Raw genomic sequence first — 23,551 nt, 5'->3', positions numbered from 1 at the left:
GCGCCGGGGCCCGGACGGGCCCCGGCCGCGGGCGGGCGTCAGACCGCGACGGAGACGGCCCGGCGCAGGCCCGGGGCGGCGACGTCGGCCCAGGCCCGCACGACGCTCTCGGGGCGGTCGGCCTCGTCCTCGGACAGGATCAGGCCGGGCTCGGCGACCCACGCGCCCAGGTCGGCCAGGAGGATCCGCAGGTCCTCCTCGATGCCGCGGCTGTTGCGCAGGTCGTCGACGACCGCCAGGGGCACCGCGACGGTGTGGCCCAGCCCCAGCTCGGGCAGGCGGTCGAGGAACACCTTGAGCAGCCCGGTGTAGGTGCCGTGCGCCTGCGGGGAGGCGACCAGCAGGACATCGCTCTCGCGCACCCTGGCCAGGGCGCCGTCGACGGCGGCGGAGGAGTCGGCGAGCAGCTCCGGCCCCAGGTCGCCGAGGTCGATGACCTCGGGCGCGTCGGCGACGCCGGCGCGGGCGGCGACCTCGGCGGCGGCCGCCAGGGCGGTGGAGCGGACGGAGGCGCGGGAACGGGGGGCGGCGACGAGCACGGTGAAGCGGGTCATGCGAGAACTCCTGGGTTCGGTCAGAGCGAGCCGGGATCGACCGGAGGGACCGTCGGGGCGGTGATCGGGACCTGGTTCCCCGACAGTGGGGACTGCGGTTCGGTGACACCGGAGAGGACCGTCGTTCCCCTTACCGACACGGTGCGCGGACCTCGTCGTCCAAGGCGGGGTGTGTCGGGTCTGGCAGGGGTGCTCCCTCGGACCGATGCACGGTCCGGGACCCAGAACTGGGAGAAGATGAGCGTCCGGTGTCTGCGAGGGTCGGGCCACGGGGTACGACCGTGGCGCGGGGCTGCGGGCCCCGCGTGGCGCTAGCTACGACAGAGCGCGCTCGCCTGCTGTCGGAGATCGACGTGCAGGCGCTGGACAAGCAGCTCACCGGCGGACATGCCTCCATCATGGGGCGGCGCGGCCGCTATCGTCAATGCGTGCCGGCGACCCGCCCCGGACCCGTTCCGCCCCGGATCGGAGGGTCCACCTTTCGGACAGGCGTCCCGAGGATCGGGATTTCCCAGCTCCGCAGGGGGTGCGCGGGCCGGAGCGGGGGTGCACGGCCCGCTTCCCGGAAGCCCGGTCACACGAATGTAATGTGCGACACACACGCCCTGCGCACGGGGTCCGAAGCGAGAGAGAGTCACGAACATGGTGCACGACCCCGTCACGCTCACCGGCGCGCGAGTGGTCACCCCCGACGGCGTCCACCGGGGCCGCGTCCGGATCGAGGGGGGCCGGATCGCCGCCCTGGAGCCCGACTCCGCCGACACGCCCCCCGGAGAGGTCCGCGACCTGGGCGGAGCCTGGGTGGCGCCGGGCCTGGTCGACGTCCACGTGCACGGCGGTGCCGGGCACGCCTTCCCCGACGCCGACCCCGAGGGCGCCCTGGCCACGGTCCGGTTCAACCGCTCCCGCGGGGTGACCTCGATGGTGGGCGGCCTGGTGGCGGCGCCCCCCGAGGACACGGTCCGCCAGGTGGCGGCGCTGGCCGAGCTGTGCGACGCGGGCGAACTGGCGGGCATCTACCTGGAGGGCCCGTTCATCGCCAGGTCCAGGTGCGGCGCGCACGACCCGGACCTGCTGCGCGACCCGGACACCGCGGAGTTCGACGCATGGCTCAAGGCCGGCCGCGGGCACGTCCGCATGATCACCGTGGCACCGGAGCTGCCCGGCGCCCTGGACCTGATCCGCGCGGCCGCCTCCTCCGGCGTGGTGGCCGCGGTGGGGCACACCGAGGCGTCCTACGAGACGACGCTGGAGGCCGTGGAGGCGGGCGCGACGGTGGCCACCCACATCTACAACGCGATGCGCCCGCTGGGCCACCGCGACCCGGGCCCGATCGCGGCACTGCTGGGCGACGAGCGTGTGACCGTGGAGCTGATCCTGGACAACGTGCACGTCCACCCGGGGGCGGCCGGCCTGGTCTTCGCGGCGGCGGGCGCGGAGCGGGTGGCGCTGGTGACCGACGCGATGTCGGCGACCGGGCTGGGCGACGGCGAGTACACGCTGGGCGACCTGCGGGTGCGCGTGAGCGGCGGCGAGGCGCGCCTGGTGGAGACCGGGGCGATCGCCTCCAGCACGATCGTGCTCCCCCGGGCCGTGCGCAACGCCGTGGAGGGCTTGGGCGTGGGCGTCCCGGAGGCGGTGCGCTCGGCCTCGTCGGTCCCGGCCGCGGCGCTGGGGCTGTCCGGTGTCGGCCGGGTCGAGGTCGGTGCGCCGGCCGACCTGCTGGTGCTGGCGGACGACCTTTCGGTCGCCGAGGTGCTGTATCGGGGCGAGAGGGTCGAGTGACGGCGTGTCGCCACGACGCTTCGTAGTCGTTATCAGACGCTAGGTGACAATGGCGGTGGGACACCGACCCGGTTCCGTGACGTGAAAGGACCCACCGCCATGAGCCGATCCAGACAGGAAGAGGAGACCCGCGCACCCTCGGAGGAGCACGGGCACCTGGACAAACTGGCCGACGAGCTGTCCCGGTACGACGTCCGCGCGGATGTGGTGGACGAGCACGGCCCCTGCCTGCGGGTGAGCAACCCGGCGTCCACCTACGCGGTCGAGGACGTGATCTGTGAGCGCCGGGAGCACGACTACGCCTTCATCGCCTCCTTCGGCGTCTACCTGGGCAGCAGCGGCAGCCTCGGGGTCACGGCGCACAAGATCGCCTGGCTGGTGGGCGCGACGAAGGCCTGACCGATCGACGGCGGGGCGGTGCCGGACCGGCACCGCCCCGCCGTCGTGCACGGCCCTCCACGGGCCGCCCTTTACAGCGTAGATTCCGATTTGCCCCATACATACCGATCGCCCTGGTTCGCCGATGCCGGGGCCAACGTCATCCGTAGTGGTACCGCACCTGGACGATCCGCAACTCGCTCTCGGTCGCCCGGTAGACGATGCGGTGCTCATCGGTGATGCGCCGCGACCAGTAACCGGACAGGTCACCCTTGAGGGGCTCGGGCTTGCCGACCCCTTCGAACGGGGTCCGCCGCATCTCCTCGATCAGACGGACGATCCGGCGGGCGATCTTCTTGTCCGCCTCCAGCCAGTACTGGAAATCCCCCCACGCCCCGGGGTCGAAGCGAATATGCCTCACCGGTCCTCCGCCATCCCGGACAGGTCCTCCAGGGCGACGTCCACCTCTTCACCGCCGTCCTGGTCACGGGCGATCGCCTCGAGCAGCCGGGAGGCGTTGGCGGGGGAACGCAGCAGGTAGACGGTCTCCATCCAGCCGTTCCAGTCCTCCTCGCTCATCAGGACGGCGTTGCCGTGCTGGCGAGAGGTGATGTGGATGACGTCGTGGTCCTCCTGGACCTTCTTGATCAGGGGGTAGAGGTTCGCTCTGGCCTCGTTCGCGCTGATGGACATGGACTTCCTCCCGACTCGTACGGCTTTACCGTACCAGAATGCCCCTGTGGCGGGGCGGTCAGGCGGGGCGGGTGCGGAAACCGTCGAGGAAGACGCCCGTGGCGAGGGCGCCCGCCTCCTCCACGCCCATCCGGCCGGCGATGACGAGGCCGAGCGCGCGCTCGACCAGGGCCGTGAACATCTCGAAGCGGACGTCCTCGGGGACGTCCGGGCGCAGCGTGCCGTCGGCGGCGCCGCGGGCGAGCAGGGACCGCACCGGGGCGGAGATCCGCTCGTCCCCGTCGTCGATCCCCATCCGCCGCTTGTGCTCGTGCACCTCGGCGAGCCGGACCAGCGCCGCGTACTCCCGGCCCTCGGCCAGGAACGCCCGGGTGACCCGGGCCAGCCCCTCCGGCACGGGCACGCCGTCCACCCCGGCGTCGGCGATCCGCGTTCCCAGGCCCTCCATGACCCGCTCCACCAGCCCGGCCACCAGCGCCTCCCGGTTGGGGAAGTAGCGGTAGAGAGTGGCCCGGCTGACCCCGGAGGCCGACGCGATGGCCGCCATGCTCGCGGTCTCCCCCTGCTCCGCCAGCACGCGGGCCGCCGCGTCCAGGATGGCGGCGGCGATGTGGTCGCGCAGACCCGTTCTCTCCATGCCGGGCAGTCTAGATCCCCTCCGCCCATTGACAGCCATGACCCCTCTTGAGACATTAGTGTCTCACACAGAGACAAGCATGAAAGGCGGTCGTCATGGAACGGCGACGGTTGGGCCGCACCGACATCGAGATCAGCCCCATCGGACTGGGCTGCATGCAGTTCTCCGGCACCGGGGCCGCCCGGGTCTTCTACCGCCCCATCGACCCGGCCCTGCCCCGGGCGATCGTCGGGGCCGCCCTGACCGGGGGCGTCACGTGGTTCGACACCGCCGAGATGTACGGCAACGGCGCCTCCGAGCGGGCACTGGCCGACGCGCTGCGGGCCAACGGGGTCGCCCCCGGCGAGGTCACGGTGGCCACCAAGTGGGCGCCCCTGCTGCGCACCGCGGCGAGCATCGGGCGCACCTTCCCCCGGCGCGCGGAGGCCCTGGGCGGCTACGGGGTGGACCTGCACCAGATCCACATGCCAAGCGGGTCCGTGTCCCCGCACCGGGCCCAACTGGACGAGATGGCGCGGCTGCACGCCGCCGGGTCCGTCCGCGCGGTGGGGGTCAGCAACTTCTCCGCCGCGCAGATGGAGCGGGCCCATGCCCGGCTGGCCGCGCGGGGCGTCGTCCTGGCCTCCAACCAGGTGCAGATCAGCCTGCTGCACCGCGACATCGAGCACAACGGCGTCCTGGCGACCGCCCGCCGCCTGGGGATCACGCTCATCGCCTACGCCCCGCTGCGCATGGGGGTCCTCACCGGCCGCTTCCACGAGGACCCCTCCTCGGTCGCCGCGCTGCCGCGCATCCGCCGGCTCGCCGTCCCCGAGTACCGTCCGCGCGGGCTGGCCCGGTCCGCGCCGCTCGTCCGGGAGCTGCGGGCCGTCGCCGACGCGCACGGCGCCACTCCCGGCCAGGTGGCGCTGAGCTGGCTCACCTCCTACTACGGCGACACCGTCGTGGCCATCCCCGGCGCCTCCAGCGAGCGTCAGGCCCGCGAGAGCGCGGCCGCCCTGGACCTGCGCCTGGGCGACCGGGAGCTGGAGCGCCTGGCCGGCCTCTCCGGCGCCGGGCGTCGTAGGGTCGGTCCATAATCGGCGTATGAGCACCCCCTTCGACGGCCTGAACCCCGAAGACGTCCTCGGCGAGGTCCTGGAGAACCTGCGCGTCCAGATCGCCCTGGGCACCGACACCTTCGACGAGATCGTCGGTTCCACCATCGAGGACTACGTCATCGACGGCCTGGAGCACTACGTCGACGACCCCGACCTGCTGCCCGAGGCCGACAGGGACCGGATCCGGGCCTGGCTGGTCTCGGTCCTGGACGCCGAGTTCGCCGCCCACCTGCGCTCCCAGGGCGAGGACGACGGGCCCGGCGACGCCGAACGGCTGACCGCGGCCTTCGGGGAGCTCGACTCCGCCGGGGTCGTCGCCCGGGAGAACTTCGAGTGCTGCAACACCTGTGCCCACTCCGCCATCCGCGGGGAGATCGAGGCCGAGAACGGCGCCCGCGCGGCCGCGGGGCTGGACCCGGTGCACGGCTTCGTGTTCTACCACGCCCAGGACGCCGAGCGGCTCCAGCCCTACCTGGGGTTCGACGCCGTCGGGACCACCGGGGCCGAGGCCAAGACCGCGGTCGGCCACGAGATCGTGGAGACCCTGCGGCGGCACGGCCTGGACCCGGTCTGGAACGGCGACCCCGGGCAGAAGATCCTGGGCCCCTCGCTGGCCCGGCGGCGCACCGGCCGCCTGGCCGACCACCCGAGCCGGAGCGCCTGATCCCGCGCCGCGACGACCTGGGGCACCCGGTCCCCCTGCCGGACCGGGTGCGCCGCGCCGTGTCCCTCGTCCCCTCCCTGTCCGAGGCGCTGGCCGCCACCGACCCCGGCGTCCTGGTGGGCGTCACCGACTGGTGCCCCCCGGTCCCCGGCGCGGAGCGCCTGCGCGGCACCAAGAACCCGCACGTGCGGCGGATCGTCGAGCTCGCCCCGGACCTGGTCGTCGCCAACAGGGAGGAGAACCGGGAGCGCCACGTCCGGGAGCTGCGCGCGGCCGGGATCCCCGTGTGGGTGACCGACATCCGCACCGTCCCCGGAGCACTGGCCTCCCTGCACCGCCTGCTGGACGCCTGCGGCCTGGCCGACCCCGGCTGGCTGGCCGAGGCCGGGCGGACCTGGGCCGCCCCCGCGCCCGCCGCGGGACCGCGGGTGGCCGTCCCGGTCTGGCGGGACCCGTGGATGTTCGTCGGCGCCGACACCTACGCCCACGACGTGCTGACCCGGCTGGGCGCCGTCAACGTCCCGGCCGCGCTGCCCGGCCGCTACCCGGAGGCCTCCCCCGGGAGCGTCGGCGCCGACCTCGTCCTGCTGCCCGACGAGCCGTACCCGTTCGGCCCCGGCGACGGCCCGGAGGCGTTCGACGTCCCCTCGGTGTGCGTCCCGGGCCGCGACCTGACCTGGTACGGCCCCGCGATGACCGCCGCCCGGGCGCGCCTCAGCTCCGTTCTGGAACGGTGACGCGGATCTTCGACTGCCCGTGCGGCAGCTCCTCCCAGTCCTCCATGAACCGGGCGTGCAGCCCGTGCTTCCCCGCCAGGGCGACGAGCGTCTCGGTGCGGTAGTAGAAGTCCTCCCGCAGCACGTGGTGCTCGGCCCCTTCGGTGCGGTCGAACGTGAAGTCGAAGAAGCCGCCGGGGGCGAGCACCCGCTCCACGTGCGCCAGGCACTCGTCGATGACCTCCAGGGGCGAGTGGGAGAACACGCTGTGCGCGTGCACCACGTCGAAGTGCCCCTCGGGCAGGAAGTCGAAGGTCAGGTCCCGGACCAGGGTCAGGTGCGGCAGCTTGTGCTGCAGCCCCCGCGCGGCCAGCGTCTCCTTGGCGGAGATGAGGATGTCCGGGGAGATGTCGATCCCGTAGTACCCGCCGGCGTCCAGGTGGTCGATGAACCGCCACCCGGCGCGCAGGTTGCCGCAGCCGATCTCCAGCAGGCGGTGGCCGGGCCGCAGCCCGTGGCCGACCAGGTAGTCGAACTGCATCCGGCCCAGCTCCAGCCACCGCTCCTCGTTGCGGCTGCCCACGGCGGCCTTGGGATCCCGGGCGGTGTCGGCGGCCATCACCGCCCGGTAGTAGGAGACGTGGTCCCGGTGCCGGAGCCGCAGGCCCAGGTCGCGGGCCGAGCGGCGCAGGTAGGGCCCCACCTTCCCCGGGTTGCGCAGCGCGTAGCGGACCTTGTGCAGCAGAGAGGCCCGGTTGCGGTTCAGGGGGGCGGAGGAGGACATCGTGGGGCTCCCATCGAACAGAGACGGAGGAAGTCCCCGAGGCTACCCATCCCGCCGGGGAAACAACAGGGGGTAGCCGGTTCCGGCCCCGTTCAGCGCCGGTCGCGCACCGACCGGGCGATCCGGAGCACGGCCCACACCGCGCCCAGGACCAGGGCCGCGCCGACGAGCGCCCCCGCCGCGAGGCCCGCCAGCTCCTCCGGCCCCTCGGCCGTCAGCCGCCCGTCGGCCGCCCGCTGCACGATCGACCACACCGAGACCGCCACGACCGCCAGTGACGCCGCGATGAGCGCGATCCCCCGGGCCCCGAAGAAGGCCCGCCGGGGCCCGGGCGCGGGCGGGTCCTCCAGCTCCGCCCCGGGACCGGCGGTGGCCGCCCCGGGACGTTTGAAGTAGGCCAGCACCGACCAGTGCCCGCACGGCTCCCAGCCGTCGGGGGCCAGCCTCGCGGCCAGCCGCTCCCGGTCGGCGCGGCCCGTGCAGACCTCCTGGCGGTACTCCCAGGTCTGGGGGTTCTCGCGGTCCCGGCGGCCGACGAACCGGCCCAGCCGGTCGATGCGCTCCACCTCCCAGCCCTGGGCACCGAACCCGTTGAGCCGCGCGGGCGTCTCGAAGGCGTCCGCCGTCCAGGCCAGCTCCTCGGGCCGGCCGCCCTCCTCCCGGGGCGCGAGCGAGTCGGCGAACCCGTCGACCGGCCCGAACTCCTCCTCCGGGTCCACCCCGGCGTCCGCCGCGTACGCGGACAGCTCCTCCAGCAGCACCCGCGACCTCTCGGCGTCCACGCCGCGTGCCGCGAGCCGTTCGGCCAGCTCGTCGAAGTAGGTCATCGGTCCTCCAAGACGGTACGAACGGCGGTCTCGAACTCGCGCCAGGCCGCGGTCTGTTCGGCCAGGACGGTGCGCCCGGCCTCGGTCAGCCGGTAGTAGCGCCGGCCCGGCCCCCGCTCGGCGGCCCGGAACTCGGCCTCCACCAGCCCGGCCTCCTCCAGGCGGTTGAGCACCGGGTACAGCGTGCCGCCCTTGATGGTCCCCAGGCCCGCCTCGTCGAGCCGCTTGGCGATCGCGTACCCGTAGCTCTCGCCCTCGGTCAGCCCGGCCAGCACCAGCAGGTCCAGCACGCCCTTGAGCCAGCTCGACCGGCGGTCCGCCCTCATCGGGCCGCCACCTCCTCGCGCCGGGGGGCGAACGCCAGGGAGCGCAGGTCCAGCAGGATGTGCAGCACGATCGGCACGAACAGGCTGCCGGTGGCCAGGTACACGTTCGTGAACACGAAGCCGACCAGCGTGACGAAGACCAGGCCCACCGGCCCCTGGTACAGGTGCCCCAGGACGAAGATCCCCAGGCTGATCCCGGCGGCGACCACGGGGTCCAGCCCCAGGCCCACCCCGGCGGCGATGAACAGGCCGCGGTAGACGAGTTCCTCGCAGATCCCGGCGGTGACCGAGGCCCCCGCGCCCCACCACCGCTCCCGGGCCGTGCGCGGCAGCAGCGCGGCGACCGCCTTCTGCCCCGGCATCAGGAACCCGGGGGCCTTCCGAGCGGCCAGGGCGACCGCGGCCATCGCGACGGCCATCCCCACGACGGCCCCGGCGAGCGTGCCCCACTCCCCGTTCACCGGGACCAGGCCCAGTTCCGCGGGGCCCACCCCGGGCGAGACCAGCACCGCCAGCAGGGCGACCCCGGTGAGGCCCCACCAGACGGCGATGCCCTGGCCGAACATCCGCGTGAGCGCCCGCGGGTCCGTGTCCCGCACCCGCTCCAGCTCCGCGTAGGCGCGCCTGCCCCACCACGGTTCCACGGCCACCAGGTACAGGACGATCAGCGCCACCAGCGCCAGTCCCCACACGGAGAACCCCACGACGACTCCTTCGGTTCGACTACCTAGACCATAGACCTACCTAGTTAGGAATACAACCTATGTCGCCGCACCGATTCACCCTCCCAGCAGGACCTCGCCCATCCGGATCGCCACATCGGCGTCCTCCAGGTCCCACTCCCCCTCCCGGGAGACCGCCCCGGTCGCCCAGAACGCCATCGGCCCGCCGGGCACGTGCAGCAGCTCCGCGTAGGCCGCGCCGTTCCCCCCGTTGTGCCAGGCCGCCCTCCGGCCCCCGACCTCGAGGATCACCCAGCCGTACCCGTAGTGCGAGGTCCCCAGGGCGTCCTCCGCCACGTGCGGCGTGAACATCCGCTCCAGGGCCCGCTCCGACAGCACCGCGCCCCCGGCCAGGGACCGGTGCCAGGCCAGCATGTCGCGCGCGGTGGACAGCATCCCGCCGTTGCCCCGCAGGTTCCAGTACGGCCCGTCGTCCGCCCACGGCCGCTCGTACGGCCGCCCCGAGGAGTCCCCCCGGGCGTCGTACTCCACCGCGACCCCGGCGTCGTCCCAGTCCGGCAGCACGTACCCGGTCCGCGTCATGCCCGCGGGCCCGAACAGGGTCTCCGCCAGGAACCCCTCGTACGAACCGGCCACCACCTCGATGACCGCCGCCAGCAGCCCGTAGCCGACGTTGGAGTACAGGTAGCCCTCCACCGGCTCGGCGGCCACCGCCGCCGCCACGAACTCCTCCCGCCCGAGCGGCTCGTAGTCGTCGCCCAGCGCCTCCGGGAGCCCGCCGGTGTGCGTCAGGAGCCGGTGCAGGTCGACCTCCCCCAGCCGTCCCGACGCGCCGGGCAGGAAAGCGCCCACCGGGTCCCCGACGGACAGCTCCCCGTCCATCTCCAGCCGCAGGACGCCGGCCGCGGTGAACTGCTTGGTCACCGAGCACACGTCCCGCGCGGTGTCCATACCCACCGCCACCAGGGGCTCGCCGTCCGCCGCGACCGCACTGACCTCGGGCCCCTCGGGCACCAGGTCCGCCAGCCGCTCCCGCGGACTCCTGGACGCCCACCGCACCGCGGCGCCGCCCCCCACCACCGCGGCCGCGGCCGCGACCCCGCCTCCGACCAGGAACCCCCGCCGAGACCGCATCCCCACTCCCCTTCCGCCGACGAACGCAGGAGCAGGGCGCGGACCCCCATCATGCCGCCGGAGCCCGCCCCACCACACCCCGCGGACACGAAAAAAGGCGCCCCCGCAAGGACCCGAAAGCCCGAGCGGAAACACCCGAAAGCAGGCACAGCCCGCATCACAACGCCCACAGACCCCCGACAGACACCACAAAGGGCGCCCCCGCGAACAGAGCCGCCCGAAAGCGGGCACAGCCCGCCCCCGCCACAGGGCCCCTCCGAGGTGCCCCGCACACACGAAAAAGGCGCCCCCGCAAGGAGCCGAAGGCTCCGAGCGGAAACGCCCGAAAGCGGGCGCAGCCCGCGTCACGATGCAAGAGCACATACCGCCCGCGGAACCGTTCCCCGCGGCCCCCGCCACAGGGGGGTGCCTCGGGGGGTTCGGGGGGTCTCCCCCCGGCGGGCACGACGAAGGGCGACTCCTGCGAGGCGGCCGTAGGCCCCCGAGCACGAGTCGCCCAGAGTCGAGTGGAGGTGGCGGGAATCGAACCCGCGTCCTTCGATGACGCACCAGAGCTTCTCCGGGTGCAGTCTGTAGTGTCGTTCTACTCGGCCCCAGCGCTTGTACAGACACATCGCTGACGGGCCCAGCCACTGAAATGTCCCGCGCGGGCCCTGTGGCCTGATCCGCGCGGTGAGTCATCTGGCTGATGCCGGTACCCGGGCCGATGACGAGCCCGGACCGACAGAGTCGCTATCGCTTAGGCAGCGAGAGCGAACTCAGTGCGCTTGGAATTGGCACTTGTGTTTAGCGTGAATGCAGGATTAACGAGGTCACAAACACAACCCTCGACCCGCTTCCCCTGAAACGCCGACCGAAGTCGAAACCGATCACCCCCTGTGCAGTTGTCAAGGCTCCGCCGGCCGTGGCCCGCGGTGCCCGCAACGAGCGTCCGGACCGTGGTCCTTCGGCTCGTTCGTCACTCTACCGGGTCAACGCCGCGGGGGCCAAGCTGATTCCCGGGGGCGCGGACCGGTTTCGAACAGGGAGAAACCCCCGCGGGGCGGACTCAGAGTGGTCGACGCTCTCCCGCGGGGGCCGGTCGGCAGGGTCGGGCCGACCGTTGGAAACCGGCAGGATCTCCCCCGAGATGAGGTCCTGCCTCCACGCTGGCCCGCTACCCCCTGTCGCGGCGCCAGGTATCCGGAAAGACGCGGGCGGCCCTCCCGAAGGTTGCGGAAGGGCCGCCCGTTTTGCCCCATCAGGGCATGGTATGTACGACCGGATTACCAGCCGGTCTCCTCGGTGGCCGTCAGGTCGGCCTCCGTCAGCGGAGCCTCGGTGGTGGTGTCGGGGACCCCGGTGGTGGTCTCCGGGACCCCGTTGGCCATGCCCGACAGGAACGACTGGGCCGCGGTGACCGCGTACTGCGACCACTGCGTCTGGGCCGGGTCCACCTCGGCCAGCACCGCGAACGCCACGTCCCCCTGGTAGCCGACGAACCAGTGCAGCGCGGTGTCGCCCTGCTCGGTGCGCGCGGCCTGGCCGTGCACCTCGCCCTCGCCGACCCCCATGGTCAGCTCGGGCATGCGCTGGACGACGGCCTCGCGCAGCCCCTGGCGGACCACCTCCAGGCCGGTCGCGTCCAGGGCGGTGGCCCCGGCGGCGGCCTCGTCGCGCACCAGCTGCGGCGGGTGCCAGGAACCGTCGGCGACGGCACCGGCGACCAGGGCCATGGTCAGCGGGCTGACCCGCACCCCGTGTTCGCCGATCATCGCCGAGGCCGTCTCGACCTCGCCGCCGCCGATCTCGACCTCGCCCGGCGAGGAGGGGACCGGCAGCTGCCAGTTCGCCCCGACGCCGAGCTCCTGCGCGGTCGCGGCCAGCGCCTCGGCGCCGACCTCCTCGCCCAGGGCGGCGAACCCGACGTTGCAGCCGAAGGCGATGTTGCGGACCAGGCTGGGGTCGAAGCTGAGCGAGCCCTGGCTCGGGTTGGTGAAGGTCTGCCCGCCGATCTCGACGCTGGGCCCGCAGGGCACCTCGCTGGTCGGGGTGGCGGCGCCCGTCTCCAGGGCGGCCAGCGCGGCGATCACGCCGAAGGTGCCACCGGGCTTGTAGGACCCGGTGAAGGCGTTGTCGTCGCCGGTGTTGCCGGAGGCGTTGGCGGCGGCCAGGATCTCGCCGGTGCCGGAGGCCACGGCCACCAGGTAGGCGTCGCCGGGCATCCCGGTGAGCGCGTGCTCGGCGGCCCGCTGCACGTCGGTGTCGAGCGTGGTGTCGACGCCGCCGCTCTGCTCGCCCTCCCAGGACTCCAGGACCCCGGTGACCTGTCCGTCGGCGTCCAGGGTGACGACCTGGGTGGTCGCCGAGCCCGCCAGCTCGTGCTGGTAGATGTTCTGCAGTCCGCTCAGGCCCACGGTGTCGCCGGCCTGGTAGGTGCCCGGGACCCGGGAGGAGACCCGGTGCTCGGCGGTGCCGGCGACCTCGCCGACCACGAACGGCGCCGCGGCCGGGGTCAGGTTGATCTCCACCTCCTGCACGTCCGCGCCGGAGATCTCGCGGACGTCGGCCAGCAGCGCCCCGTCCACGCTGGAGTTGCGCATGAGCACCAGCGGCTGGAACTGCTCGGGCGGCGCGGAGCGCACGCGGTTGAGCAGGCGGTCGGGGTCCTCGTCGAGGAGATCGGCCAGCTCGGTGACCCCGGCCTCCTTGTCCTCCATCTCGGCCGGCACCACGCCGAAGGCGCTGACCCGGTCGGCGGCGACCAGGGGCCGGCCCTGGCTGTCGAGGATCTGTCCGCGCTCCTGGGCCTCGTAGCTGACCGCGAGGCGCTCCTCGGGGTTCAGCTCGGGGTGCAGGACCCCGGAGGACCAGGTGATCTTCCAGCCGTCGGGGCCCCAGGTGAGCGGCATCCGGCCGGTGTAGTCCCAGGTGGGGTCGCCCATGCCGAGGTCGGCGTGGGCCGAGAACTCGGCGGTGGCGCTGTCCTTCTCCCGGGAGATCGGGCCGAGCCCGAAGCGCAGGGAGGCGAGGTCGAGCTGCTCCTTCATGTCCGTGAGGGCGCGCTCGACCTCCTCCGGGTCGCCGTCTGTGTACCGGGCCGCCTCCGCGTGCTCACCGCTCTGCCAGGCGAGCAGGAAGGACCTGACCGCCACTTCGGGGCTGGGGTCGGGAGTGCAGGCGGCCAGGGTGGCAGCGAGGATCAGGGCGCTGCCGGCGGCCGCGGTCCTGCGGCCGTGGGGACGGGGGGACACCGTGTGTGTTCCTTTCGGGCGCCTCATCGGTTGCGTTGGCGGAGCGCGCGTTCCATGTCCCGCTTCGCCTCGCGTTCGGCGATGTCCTGACGCTTGTCGTATTCGCGCTTACCGCGTGCCAGAGCGATCTCGACCTTGACCCGACCGTCGCTGAAGTACAGCGACAGCGGGATCAGCGTGTAGCCGGGCTCCCGGGTCTTGCCGATGAGCCGCGAGATCTGCGCGCGATGCAGGAGTAGCTTACGCGATCGGCGGGACGCGTGGTTGGTCCAGGTGCCCTGTGAGTACTCGGGGATGTGCACGTGCTCCAGCCACACCTCGCCGTCGCCGATGTGCGCGAACCCGTCGACGATGGACGCCCGGCCCTCTCTGAGCGACTTCACCTCGGTACCGGTGAGGACGATGCCCGCCTCGTAGGTCTCGTCGATGTGGTATTCGTGCCGGGCGCGCCGGTTCTGCGCGATGAGTTTGCGCCCGGTTTCCCGTGCCACTTGAGGTGTCCCTTCAATACGCCCGGGGGGCACGAGGCCCCCCGGTTCGGTCGTGTCCGTCCCCGACGGCCCGCGTCAGACCTTGAGGTACCGGCGCAGGGTGAGGAACGAGGTGACGGTGCACAGCAGCACACCGAGGATCATCGATACACCGATCACGTACATGAGCGCGCCGGTGCCCAGTGCGATGTCGAACTGGAACCATTCCTCCACGCGGGTCAGCAGCGTGAACCGGGTGGCCACGATGAACCCGGAGGCGATGAGGCCGCCGACGAGGCCGGCGATCGCGCCCTCCAGGAGGAAGGGCAGCTGGATGTAGAAGTTGGAGGCGCCGACCAGGCGCATGATCCCGGTCTCGCGGCGGCGGCTGTAGGCCGACAGGCGGATGGTGTTGCCGATCAGCAGCGCGGCCGCGGCCAGCTGCACGCCGGCGACCAGCAGCGCGGACCACTTGAGCCCGTCCAGCAGGCCGAAGAACTGCTCCAGGACCCGCTGGTCGTTGGAGATGGAGTCGACGCCGGGGCTGCCCTCGACGGCGGCCCGCACGGTGTCGTAGTACTCCGGGTTGGTGAGCTGCACCCGGAAGTTGTCCGGGATGTCGCCCTCCTGCGCGGCGGCGGCCAGGGCCTCGTTGGAGGCGCCCAGGCGCTCCTGGAAGTCCTGCCACGCCTCGGCGGCCGTCAGGTAGGTGACGTCCTGGACCTGCTCCATGCCCTCCAGCTTGTCCTGGAGCGCGGCGCGGTCCTCGTCGGTCGCGGGCCCGTTCTCCTGGCAGACGGCGGTCGGCGAGATCTCGTTGCACATGTAGATGGTGAGCGTGATCCGCTCGTCCCAGTAGTTGCGCATCTCGGACACCTGCTGGTTGACCAGCAGGCCCGCGCCGAAGAGGGCGAGGGAGATGGCGACCGTGGTGATGACGGCGATCGTCATCGTCAGGTTCCGACGCAGGCCGATCCACGTCTCGGAGAGAACGAATTGTGCTCGCATGATCTGTTAAAGGTCCATCCTTGGGTGGTTCGCCGCGCCGGTCGGGTCCTCGGCGGGGTGGGACGCCCGGCGCCGGGCGCGCCAGAAGGTCAGTACGCCTGGCCGTAGACGCCGCGCGACTGGTCGCGCACCACGAGGCCCTCTTCAAGCTCGATCACGCGCTTGCGCATCGAGTCGACGATGGCGGCGTCGTGGGTCGCCATGACGACGGTGGTACCCGTGCGGTTGATCCGGTCCAGGACCTTCATGATGCCGATCGAGGTCGCGGGGTCGATGTTGCCGGTGGGCTCGTCGGCCAGCAGGATCTGCGGGCGGTTGACGAACGCGCGGGCGATCGCGACGCGCTGCTGCTCGCCACCGGACAGTTCGTTGGGCATGCGGCCGGCCTTGCCCTCCAGGCCGACGAGCTCGACGACCTCGGGGACGACCTTGCGGATGAACCTGCGGGGCTTGCCGATGACCTCCAGGGCGAACGCGACGTTCTCGAAGACGTTCTTGTTCGGCAGCAGGCGGAAGTCCTGGAAGACGCAGCCGATGCGGCGGCGCAGGTGCGGCACCTTCCAGTTGGACAGGCGCGCGAGGTCCTTGCCGGCCACGTGCACGCGGCCCTTGTCGGGCTTCTCCTCCTTGAGGACCAAGCGGAGGAAGGTCGACTTGCCGGAGCCGGACGGGCCGACGAGGAAGACGAACTCGCCCTTGTCTACGTCAATGGAAACGCCGTCGAGCGCGGGGCGTTTCTGGGTCGGATAGACCTTGGTGACGTTGTCGAAGTGGATCACAGGCGCATCACAAGGTTCTCGAAGGTATGGGTACCCGACGCGGAGAGGACTCCGTGCGGGGATCGTACCGGCCGCATGGCCAACCGACAGTGTAGAGGGGGGAACGACCCGGATCGTCCAGGCCGCGTCGCACCCGAAGATTCCGCACACTATCGGACAACAGCCCCGAGCATATCGGAGGCGTCAACCGATGATAACGTTCACATATAGCCGTTTCGGTAAAACCGCGGAGTCGTGAGCATCACCATTGGGATACAACCTGCGCATTCTTCCCAATATGCTCACCCGTAGCATCCGCACCGACACCCAGGGTGTCACCGTGGTCGCTCCGTGCGGCCGGACCCCGGATATTACAGGGAGAAGGTACCCGGTCCTCGCGGCCGCGCCGGGGTCCGATACCCCGTCCTCCACGAGACCGGAACGGCCGGGGCCCCGCACGCCCCGGGGAGGGGTCCCCGGTTCCGCGCGGGCCGCCCGGCCGGTCGGCGTGTCGTGGGGTCAGGCGTCCTCGGACCGCTCCCTGCTGCGCATCCAGCGGATCTCGGCGTCGATGAACTCGTCGATCTCGCCGTCCAGCACCGCCGCGGTGTTGCCCGTCTCCATGCCGGTCCGCACGTCCTTGACGCTCTGGTAGGGCTGGAGCACGTAGTTGCGCATCTGGGTGCCCCAGCTGCTCACCGACTCGCCGCGGATGTCGTCCAGCGCCGCCTGCTCCTCCTCGCGCTTGCGCGCCAGCAGCTTGGCCTGGAGCATCGTCATCGCGGTCGCCTTGTTCTGGAGCTGGGACCGCTCGTTCTGGCAGGACACCACGATCCCGGTGGGCAGGTGGGTGATGCGCACCGCCGAGTCGGTCGTGTTGACGCCCTGGCCGCCGGGACCCGAGGAGCGGTACACGTCGATGCGCAGCTCGGTCTCGTCGATGTCGATGTGGTCGCTCTGCTCCACCACGGGGACGACGTCCACGCCGGCGAAGGAGGTCTGGCGCCGGTTCTGGTTGTCGAACGGGGAGATGCGGACCAGGCGGTGGGTGCCGTGCTCGCCGCGCAGGGTGCCGTAGGCGAACGGCGCCTTGACCGCGAACGAGGTGGACTTGATGCCCGCCTCCTCCGCGTAGGAGGTCTCGTAGATCTCCGTGGGGTAGCCGTGCCGCTCGGCCCAGCGCAGGTACATGCGCTGGAGCATCTGCGCCCAGTCCGCGGCGTCCACGCCGCCCGCCTGGGAGTTGATGGTGACGAGGGCCTCGTGCTCGTCGTGCGGGCCGTTGAGGAGGGTGCGCACCTCCAGCTCGCCGATCTCCTTGCGGAGCTGCTCCAGCTCGCGGTCGGCCTCGGCCCTGGTGTCGGCGTCCTCTTCGGCCTCGGCCAGTTCGTAGAGCACGCCCAGGTCGTCGAGCCGCCGGCCGATGCCCTCGATCTTGTTGACCATGGACTCCAGGCTGGAGAGCTCGCGCGTCACCTTCTGCGCGTTGCCCTGGTCGGCCCACAGCTCCGGGTCGGCGGACTGCTCGCGCAGCTCCTCGATCCGGGTGCTCATCGCCTCCAGGTCCAAGACGGCGGTGACGCTCGCCAGGGTCGCCGCGAGGTCCTTGATCTTCTCTGCTGGGTCCAGTTCTGCCACGGATCCCAGTGTAGGCCCCCGCCCCGCGGGGACCGCCACCGGCGAACACGGCCGGGGCCGCCCTTTCGGACGGCCCCGGTCACCCCGCGGCCCGCCCCGAGGGGGCGGGCACGGGGGGTCAGTCGTCGACCAGGGAGCGGAAGGACCGCAGCGCCACCGACAGGGTGGCCAGGTCGAACCGCTCGTTCTCCTGGATCTCGGACAGGGTGATCCCGGCCCGCTGGACGGCCTCACGGTTCTGCTCGAACCAGGAGAGCATCAGCGCCTCGACCGAGTCGTCCGGCGTGCCCGACTCCAGCACCCGGCCGGTGAGGGCCGCGTGCGCCTCGTACAGGTCGTCGCGCAGCGCGCCGCGCGCCATCGTGCCCCACCGGTCGTCGCGCGGCAGGTCGATGATCCGCTCCCGCCACCAGCTGATGTTGAGCCGGTCGGCCAGCTCGAAGTACAGCTCGGCGACCTTCTCCACCGGCCGGCCGGTGCGGTGCGCGATCTCCACCAGGTCCAGGGTGGAGTAGGCGGGCACCATGGCCGCGACCCGCTCGGCCAGGTCGGCCGGGACGCCCTGGCCGATGTACCGGTCGCGGCGCTCGGTGAACGCCTCGCGGTCGCGGCCGCGCAGCAGGCCCACCAGCCGGCCCAGGACCTCGCCCACGCCCTCGGAGAAGAACCCGATCTCGGTGCGGATGTCGAACGGGAAGGTGCGGTTGCGCAGCAGCCATCGGGCCGAGCGCTCGGCCAGCTTGCGGGTCTCCAGCAGCAGGGTGAGCTGGCCGTCCACCGAGATGCGGTGGTCCAGCTCCTCCACCCCGCCCCAGAACTCCTGGAGGCGCAGCACCTCCTGGACGACCAGGTAGGCACGGGCGATGTCCGCGGCGCTGGAGCCCAGCTCCTCGTTGAGGCGGAAGGCGAAGGTCAGCCCGGAGCGGTTGACCATCTGGTTGACGACCTGGTTGACGATGATCTCCCGGCGCAGCGGGTGGGTGGCCACCGCCTGTGCGAACCGCTCCGTGCGCAGCGGCGTCGGGAAGTACCCGATGAGGGTGTCGGCCAGGTACGGGTCCTGCGCCAGGTCGGACAGGCCGATCTGGTCCTTGAGGCTGATCTTGGTGTAGGAGAGGAGCGTCGCGAACTCCGGGCCGGTCAAGCCCTGGCCCGCGGCGCGCCGCTCCGCGATCGCCTTGTCGGAGGGCAGGTCCTCCAGCTTGCGCTTGAGGACCTTGGTGCGCTCCAGGTGGCGCATGTAGCGGCCGTGGACGTGCAGCATCTGGTGGGCCTGCTTGCGGGCGGCGGCCAGCACCGTGTTCTGCGCGTAGTTGTTGTCCAGGACCAGCTCGGCGACCTCGTCGGTCATGTCGATGAACAGGCGGTCGCGCTCGTCGGCGTCCAGGGAGCCGTCGCGCACCTCCCGGTCGAGCATGATCTTGATGTTCACCTCGTGGTCGGAGGTGTCCACGCCGGCCGAGTTGTCGATGAAGTCGGTGTTGACCCGGCCGCCCTCGCGGGCGAACTCGATGCGGGCGGGCTGGGTCAGGCCCAGGTTGCCGCCCTCGCCCACGACCTTGACGCGCAGTTCGGTGGCGTCGACGCGGACCTGGTCGTTGGCCTTGTCCCCGACCTCGGCGTGGGTCTGGGAGGCGGCCTTGACGTAGGTGCCGATGCCGCCGTTCCACAGCAGGTCCACCGGGGAGGTGAGGACCCGGCGGATCAGCTCGTCGGGGGTCAGCGCCGTGACGTCGTCCTCGATGCCCAGGGCCGCGCGGACCTGCGGGCTGACCGGGACGGACTTGGCCGAGCGCGGGTAGACGCCGCCGCCCTCGGAGATCAGCGCCGGGTCGTAGTCCTCCCAGTTGCTGCGCGGCAGCTCGAAGAGCCGCTTGCGCTCCACCCAGGAGGTGTGCGGGTCCGGGTCCGGGTCGAGGAACACGTGCCGGTGGTCGAACGCGGCGACCAGCTTGATCTGCTGCGACAGCAGCATGCCGTTGCCGAACACGTCACCGGACATGTCGCCGATGCCGACCGCGGTGAAGGGCTCGCTCTGGACGTCGACGCCCATCTCCCGGAAGTGGTACTTGACCGACTCCCAGGCGCCGCGGGCGGTGATGCCCATGGCCTTGTGGTCGTAGCCGACCGAGCCGCCGGAGGCGAAGGCGTCGCCCAGCCAGAAGCCGCGCCCCTTGGAGATCTCGTTGGCGGTGTCGGAGAACGTCGCGGTGCCCTTGTCGGCCGCCACCACCAGGTAGGAGTCGTCGCCGTCGTGCAGGACGGTGCGCTCGGGGTGGACGACGGCGCCGTCGACCAGGTTGTCGGTGACGTCGAGCAGGCCGCTGATGAAGTCCTTGTAGCAGGCGACGACCTCGGCCATGACCTGCTCGCGGGTGCCGCCCTCGGGCAGGCGCTTGCAGACGAAGCCGCCCTTGGCGCCGCTGGGGACGATCACCGAGTTCTTCACCATCTGCGCCTTGACCAGGCCCAGGACCTCGGTGCGGAAGTCCTCCAGCCGGTCCGACCAGCGCAGGCCGCCGCGGGCGACCCGGCCGAAGCGCAGGTGGACGCCCTCGACGCGCGGCGAGTAGACGTACATCTCCAGCTTGGGCCGGGGCTGGGGCAGGTCCGGGATGCTCTGCGGGTCGAGCTTGAGCACCAGGTAGGGGTTGCCCTGGTAGTGGTTGGTGCGCAGCGTGGCCCTGATGACGGCCAGGAAGGACCGCAGCACGCGGTCGTGGTCCAGGCTGGCCACCGAGTCCAGCTCGCCCTCGATCTTGCGGACCAGGGCCTCGGTGCGCTCGGTCCGGCCCTCGTCGGGCTGGTCCGGGTCGAAGCGGGTCTGGAACAGGTCGACGAGCAGGCCGGTGATCCCGACGTTGGCGGCCAGGATGTCGGCCAGGAAGTCGGGGGTGAAGGTGGACCCGGCCTGGCGCAGGTACTTGGCGTAGGCGCGCAGCACGGTGAGCTGGCGCCAGTCCAGCCCGGCGCGGACCACCAGGGTGTTGAACCGGTCGGACTCGCCCAGGCCGCGCCAGGAGGCGTCGAAGGCGTCCTCGAACAGCTTCTTGAGCCGCTCGTCGGGCAGGTCGGCCGCGGTGACGGGGCCCAGGCCGAAGTCGTAGATCCAGACCCGGCCCACGCCCTGGACGTCGATGTCGTAGGGCCACTCGTCGACGACCTCGACGCCCAGGTGCTCCAGGACCGGCAGGATCCGGGAGAGCGAGATGGGCTCGCCGACGCGGTGGACGCGGAAGCGCCAGGCGTCGTCGTCGGGGTGCCGGTAGAGGCTGGCGGAGAACGCGCCCCGCCGCTCGTCGGGCGCGGTGCGGGCGAGCAGCTCCTCCAGGGCGCCGATGTCGCGCGCGGCGACCTCGGGCTGGTTGTCGACCTTGTAGGCCTCGGAGAGGCCGGAGCCGTACCGCTCCTTGTACTCGGTGGCGCGGTCCGGGCCGAAGGCGTCGGTGAGGGCGTCGTCGAGGTCGGTGTCCCAGGAGCGGGCGGCCTGGCGGACCTTCTCCTCCAGGGCGAGCTGGTCGATGTCGGCCAGGGTCTCGCCGTGGCGGGCGCGCGCCACCAGGTAGAGGCGGGCCAGCGGGGCGGCGCCGATCATGACGTTGTGGTCCATGGTCGCGCCGTGGAAGGCCTCGCCGAGCACCTGCTGGATGTCCAGGCGCACACGGGTGCTGTACTCGTCGCGCGGCATGTACACGAAGCAGGACATGTACCGGCCGCCGTAGGGGTCGCGGCGCATGAACAGCTTGGTGCCGCGGCGGTCGCGCAGGCGCATGACGCCGCGGACGATGGTGTACAGCTCGCCGACGGGGATCTGGAGGAGCTCCTCGCGGGGGAAGGTCTCCAGCAGTTCGGTGAGGTCGCGGCCGTCGTAGCTGTCGGCCTCGAACCCGGCCAGGGCCAGGATCTCCGCCTGCTTGCGGCGGAGGATGGGGATCTGGGCGATGCCCGTGTTGGTGGCCTGGGAGGTGAACAGCCCCAGGAAGCGGCGCTCGCCGACGATGTTGCCCTGGGCGTCGAACTTCTTGACGCCGATGTAGTCCAGGTACTTGGGCCGGTGGACGGTGGAGCGGGAGTTGGCCTTGGTGAGCACCAGGATGTAGGGCTCGCGGGCCTTGCCGCGGATCTCCGGGGGCAGGGCGGCGAAGCTGGTGGAGGCCGGGGAGTCCATGCGCATGATGCCCAGGCCGGTGCCGGGCTCCGGGCGCAGGGCGTCGTCGCCGTTCTCGTCGGTGACCAGGGTGTACTCGCGGTAGCCCATGAAGGTGAAGTGGCGCCCGGCGACCCAGCGCAGGAAGTCGACGCTCTCGCCGATCTCGCGGGCGTCCACGCCCCCGGCGACCAGGCGGTCGGGGTAGGCGGCCAGCTCGTCGGCGATCCGGATGGCCCGGTCGCTCATCTTGGCGGCGTCCTCGTCCACGTAGCGGACGTCGTTGAGGACGGACTCGAGCCGGTCGGTGATCTCCTTGATCCGCTCGGGGTCGGTCTGCCGGTCGATCTCGATGTGCATCCAGGACTCGTCGACGGGCAGCAGGCCGTCGCCGCCGAGCTCGGGGTCGATCTGGCGGAGCTCGCCCTCCAGGTCGCGGCCCACGGTCATCTGGGGGTGGATGATCAGGCGGACACCCGCGTTGAGCTCGCGCAGGGCCATCGTCACGGACGAGACGAGGAAGGGCGCGTTGTCGGTGACGGTCTCGACGATGCTGGTCCGGGAGTCCCAGCCGTCGCGCTCGACGGTCGGGGTGTGCACGCGGACCTTGGCGCGGCCGGGGCGGCGCCGGGCGCCGAAGGCGAGGTGGGCCTCGGCCATGCCGCAGATCTGTTCGGGGGTGCGGCCCGCGATCTCCTCCGGGTCGGTGTGCCGGTAGTAGAACGGGAGGAAGCGGCGGACGGCCTCGGCCTCGTCGGCGCCGAGCCGCGGGCCGGGGGACCACTTGGTCGCCGCTTCGGCGAGCAGCTGCTGGAGGGTGCCGTCGGATTGCCCGGACATGTGTCTATCTCACTCCTTTGTGAGCAACGTCGCACGAGCGCTGTGGGATCACCGGGTCATGTGCCCTGTGAATCCCTGAGCTGATGTGTGATTTTACGTGAGCACCCAGGGCCGCACGGGACCCGGGGAGCGGTGTGGTGGTGGTGTGACCTGTGCGCACAGGCTGGAAGAAAGAGGCTTCAGACCCCATTGTCACTGCCTCGTCCAAGAACACAGGCTACTGCTTTTCACGTCGGAGGGCAGGAGCAACACCGTTAAACCACGGTTACACACTGTAAGAAGCGGATTGCGACGGTCGGTGGCGATGTGCACGAGGGTTCACCTCGACCCGGTCGGAGACGTACGTGTCGTTATCGAGCCGTTGTCGAATCGGTCGCCTGATGGACGGCGGTCATCACGGCGCGGGGATCGGTGAGGTCGGGCAGGACGACCTGCGCGCCCGCGTCGCGCAGCCGCCCCTCCGTCGTGGGGCCGTTGAGGACCCCGACCGGGACGGCCCCGCCGATCAGGGCGGCCCGGACGTCGGAGACGTTGTCGGTGATCAGGACGGTACTGGAGTCGGGGATCATCCCGCCCTCGGCCGCGTGCAGGCGGATGGACTGGATGAGCGTGGACTTGGGGTAGTTGACCGACCCGTAGCCGCCGATGGCCAGGTTCAGGTAGGGGTCCAGGCCGAAGGCCACCAGCTTGGCGGTGGCCACCGTCCGGGGGCTGCCGCTGACCACCGTCTGCACGGTGTCGGGCAGCGAGGCCACGGCCGCCAGCGAGGCCGCCGCCCCGGGCATCACCCGGCCCTTGGCCGCCAGCTCCCCGGTACGGGTCTCGAAGGCGGCCTCCAGGGCCGCGAGGAACTGGGCGAGGGTGTCGACGTCGGGCTCGATGTCGACGTAGTTGCGGGCGCAGAACTCGAAGAACATCTCTGAGTCCGTACGGCCCGCGGTCGAGGTCAGGTAGACCAGGGGCTCACCGGTGACCTTCTCGAAGGCCTCGGCGTAGGCGGCCCGCATGACCCGGCCGACGTCGAGGAGCGTGAGGTCGATGTTCCATAGCACCAGGCGGCTGATGGCGAACTCCTCGGGTGATGCACGACAGTCGGACCCCCCTATTGTGCCGCACGGGCGTTTCCCGTCGAGAACCCCGTCCGGGACCGGCCACACCGGGCCGCGACCGGTCCCG

21 protein-coding genes and 1 other RNA gene are annotated in these 23,551 nt (G+C 71.8%); 5 read left to right on the top strand and 17 right to left on the bottom strand.

Features of this window, described 5'->3' with window-relative positions:
• Window positions 1–38: 38 nt before the first annotated feature.
• Window positions 39–554 carry an NADPH-dependent FMN reductase gene (locus tag ACFVNO_RS03465; protein WP_220565101.1) on the bottom strand — a complete coding sequence of 172 codons (516 nt, stop codon included), beginning with the start codon at window positions 552–554 and terminating at the stop codon, window positions 39–41.
• 642 nt (window positions 555–1,196) lie between these two features.
• Between ACFVNO_RS03465 and nagA the strand changes: the two genes are divergently transcribed.
• Window positions 1,197–2,339, top strand: coding sequence for an N-acetylglucosamine-6-phosphate deacetylase (nagA, locus tag ACFVNO_RS03460; protein ID WP_355256877.1), 1,143 nt, complete (start codon window positions 1,197–1,199; stop codon window positions 2,337–2,339).
• Between the two features lie 99 nt (window positions 2,340–2,438).
• Window positions 2,439–2,738, top strand: coding sequence for a hypothetical protein (locus tag ACFVNO_RS03455; RefSeq protein ID WP_220565098.1), 300 nt, complete (start codon window positions 2,439–2,441; stop codon window positions 2,736–2,738).
• 139 nt (window positions 2,739–2,877) lie between these two features.
• Here ACFVNO_RS03455 and ACFVNO_RS03450 read toward each other — a convergent pair whose 3' ends face one another.
• Genes ACFVNO_RS03450 through ACFVNO_RS03440 form a run of 3 tightly spaced genes read right to left on the bottom strand, consistent with a single transcriptional unit; the run spans window position 2,878 to window position 4,047 of the window.
• Window positions 2,878–3,138: a Txe/YoeB family addiction module toxin gene (locus ACFVNO_RS03450; RefSeq protein WP_355256874.1), complete on the bottom strand. Its 261-nt coding sequence runs from the start codon at window positions 3,136–3,138 to the stop codon at window positions 2,878–2,880.
• Complete coding sequence (locus tag ACFVNO_RS03445; protein WP_355256871.1) at window positions 3,135–3,410, bottom strand: type II toxin-antitoxin system Phd/YefM family antitoxin; 276 nt, start codon at window positions 3,408–3,410, stop codon at window positions 3,135–3,137. The genes ACFVNO_RS03450 and ACFVNO_RS03445 overlap by 4 nt, the downstream gene beginning before the upstream one ends.
• Window positions 3,411–3,468: 58 nt before the next feature.
• The gene (locus ACFVNO_RS03440) at window positions 3,469–4,047 is read right to left on the bottom strand and encodes a TetR/AcrR family transcriptional regulator (RefSeq protein ID WP_355256868.1); all 579 of its coding nucleotides are present in this window, start codon (window positions 4,045–4,047) and stop codon (window positions 3,469–3,471) included.
• A gap of 95 nt (window positions 4,048–4,142) precedes the next feature.
• On the opposite strand from ACFVNO_RS03440, the gene ACFVNO_RS03435 reads away from it, so the two are divergent.
• From ACFVNO_RS03435 to ACFVNO_RS03425, 3 genes are read left to right on the top strand one after another with little or no spacing between them, the layout of a single operon-like run.
• Complete coding sequence (locus tag ACFVNO_RS03435) at window positions 4,143–5,126, top strand: aldo/keto reductase (RefSeq protein WP_378888850.1); 984 nt, start codon at window positions 4,143–4,145, stop codon at window positions 5,124–5,126.
• A 7-nt stretch (window positions 5,127–5,133) separates the two neighbouring features.
• Window positions 5,134–5,811, top strand: coding sequence for a DUF6891 domain-containing protein (locus tag ACFVNO_RS03430; RefSeq protein ID WP_355256862.1), 678 nt, complete (start codon window positions 5,134–5,136; stop codon window positions 5,809–5,811).
• Window positions 5,811–6,548: a helical backbone metal receptor gene (locus tag ACFVNO_RS03425; protein ID WP_355257108.1), complete on the top strand. Its 738-nt coding sequence runs from the start codon at window positions 5,811–5,813 to the stop codon at window positions 6,546–6,548. The genes ACFVNO_RS03430 and ACFVNO_RS03425 overlap by 1 nt, the downstream gene beginning before the upstream one ends.
• Here ACFVNO_RS03425 and ACFVNO_RS03420 read toward each other — a convergent pair.
• The 13 genes from ACFVNO_RS03420 to ACFVNO_RS03360 all read right to left on the bottom strand — a co-directional run bounded on the left by ACFVNO_RS03420 (window position 6,526) and on the right by ACFVNO_RS03360 (window position 23,427).
• Window positions 6,526–7,311 carry a class I SAM-dependent methyltransferase gene (locus ACFVNO_RS03420; RefSeq protein ID WP_355256860.1) on the bottom strand — a complete coding sequence of 262 codons (786 nt, stop codon included), beginning with the start codon at window positions 7,309–7,311 and terminating at the stop codon, window positions 6,526–6,528. The two genes, ACFVNO_RS03425 and ACFVNO_RS03420, sit on opposite strands and share 23 nt — an antisense overlap.
• Window positions 7,312–7,403: 92 nt before the next feature.
• Entirely contained in the window at window positions 7,404–8,138 is a 735-nt protein-coding gene (locus tag ACFVNO_RS03415; protein ID WP_355256857.1) for a DUF2812 domain-containing protein, read from the bottom strand.
• Entirely contained in the window at window positions 8,135–8,464 is a 330-nt protein-coding gene (locus ACFVNO_RS03410) for a PadR family transcriptional regulator (RefSeq protein ID WP_220565090.1), read from the bottom strand. Before ACFVNO_RS03410 ends, ACFVNO_RS03415 begins: the two co-directional genes overlap by 4 nt.
• Window positions 8,461–9,168, bottom strand: a complete 708-nt coding sequence (locus ACFVNO_RS03405) for a CPBP family intramembrane glutamic endopeptidase (protein WP_355256851.1) — start codon at window positions 9,166–9,168, stop codon at window positions 8,461–8,463. Before ACFVNO_RS03405 ends, ACFVNO_RS03410 begins: the two co-directional genes overlap by 4 nt.
• Before the next feature lie 75 nt (window positions 9,169–9,243).
• A complete protein-coding gene (locus ACFVNO_RS03400) occupies window positions 9,244–10,281 on the bottom strand; it encodes a serine hydrolase domain-containing protein (RefSeq protein WP_355256848.1) in 1,038 nt (345 codons plus the stop codon).
• A gap of 504 nt (window positions 10,282–10,785) precedes the next feature.
• Window positions 10,786–11,158: a transfer-messenger RNA gene (gene ssrA, locus ACFVNO_RS03395) on the bottom strand.
• 388 nt (window positions 11,159–11,546) lie between these two features.
• Entirely contained in the window at window positions 11,547–13,514 is a 1,968-nt protein-coding gene (locus ACFVNO_RS03390) for a penicillin-binding transpeptidase domain-containing protein (RefSeq protein ID WP_355256845.1), read from the bottom strand.
• A gap of 23 nt (window positions 13,515–13,537) precedes the next feature.
• Window positions 13,538–14,005 (bottom strand): SsrA-binding protein SmpB, encoded by a 468-nt coding sequence (smpB, locus tag ACFVNO_RS03385; protein WP_355256842.1) that lies wholly within the window; start codon window positions 14,003–14,005, stop codon window positions 13,538–13,540.
• A 75-nt stretch (window positions 14,006–14,080) separates the two neighbouring features.
• Window positions 14,081–14,992, bottom strand: a complete 912-nt coding sequence (gene ftsX / locus ACFVNO_RS03380; protein WP_355256839.1) for a permease-like cell division protein FtsX — start codon at window positions 14,990–14,992, stop codon at window positions 14,081–14,083.
• 89 nt (window positions 14,993–15,081) lie between these two features.
• Window positions 15,082–15,771 (bottom strand): cell division ATP-binding protein FtsE, encoded by a 690-nt coding sequence (gene ftsE / locus ACFVNO_RS03375; RefSeq protein ID WP_220565084.1) that lies wholly within the window; start codon window positions 15,769–15,771, stop codon window positions 15,082–15,084.
• A gap of 498 nt (window positions 15,772–16,269) precedes the next feature.
• A complete protein-coding gene (prfB, locus tag ACFVNO_RS03370; protein WP_220565083.1) occupies window positions 16,270–17,388 on the bottom strand; it encodes a peptide chain release factor 2 in 1,119 nt (372 codons plus the stop codon).
• A gap of 118 nt (window positions 17,389–17,506) precedes the next feature.
• Complete coding sequence (locus ACFVNO_RS03365) at window positions 17,507–22,375, bottom strand: NAD-glutamate dehydrogenase (RefSeq protein WP_355256835.1); 4,869 nt, start codon at window positions 22,373–22,375, stop codon at window positions 17,507–17,509.
• A gap of 350 nt (window positions 22,376–22,725) precedes the next feature.
• Complete coding sequence (locus tag ACFVNO_RS03360) at window positions 22,726–23,427, bottom strand: HAD family hydrolase (protein ID WP_378888836.1); 702 nt, start codon at window positions 23,425–23,427, stop codon at window positions 22,726–22,728.
• Window positions 23,428–23,551 lie beyond the last annotated feature (124 nt).

This window comes from Nocardiopsis sp. NPDC057823, from assembly GCF_042797335.1.
Lineage (GTDB): Bacteria > Actinomycetota > Actinomycetes > Streptosporangiales > Streptosporangiaceae > Nocardiopsis > Nocardiopsis changdeensis.
This window is presented reverse-complemented; position numbering and strand designations above follow the sequence as displayed.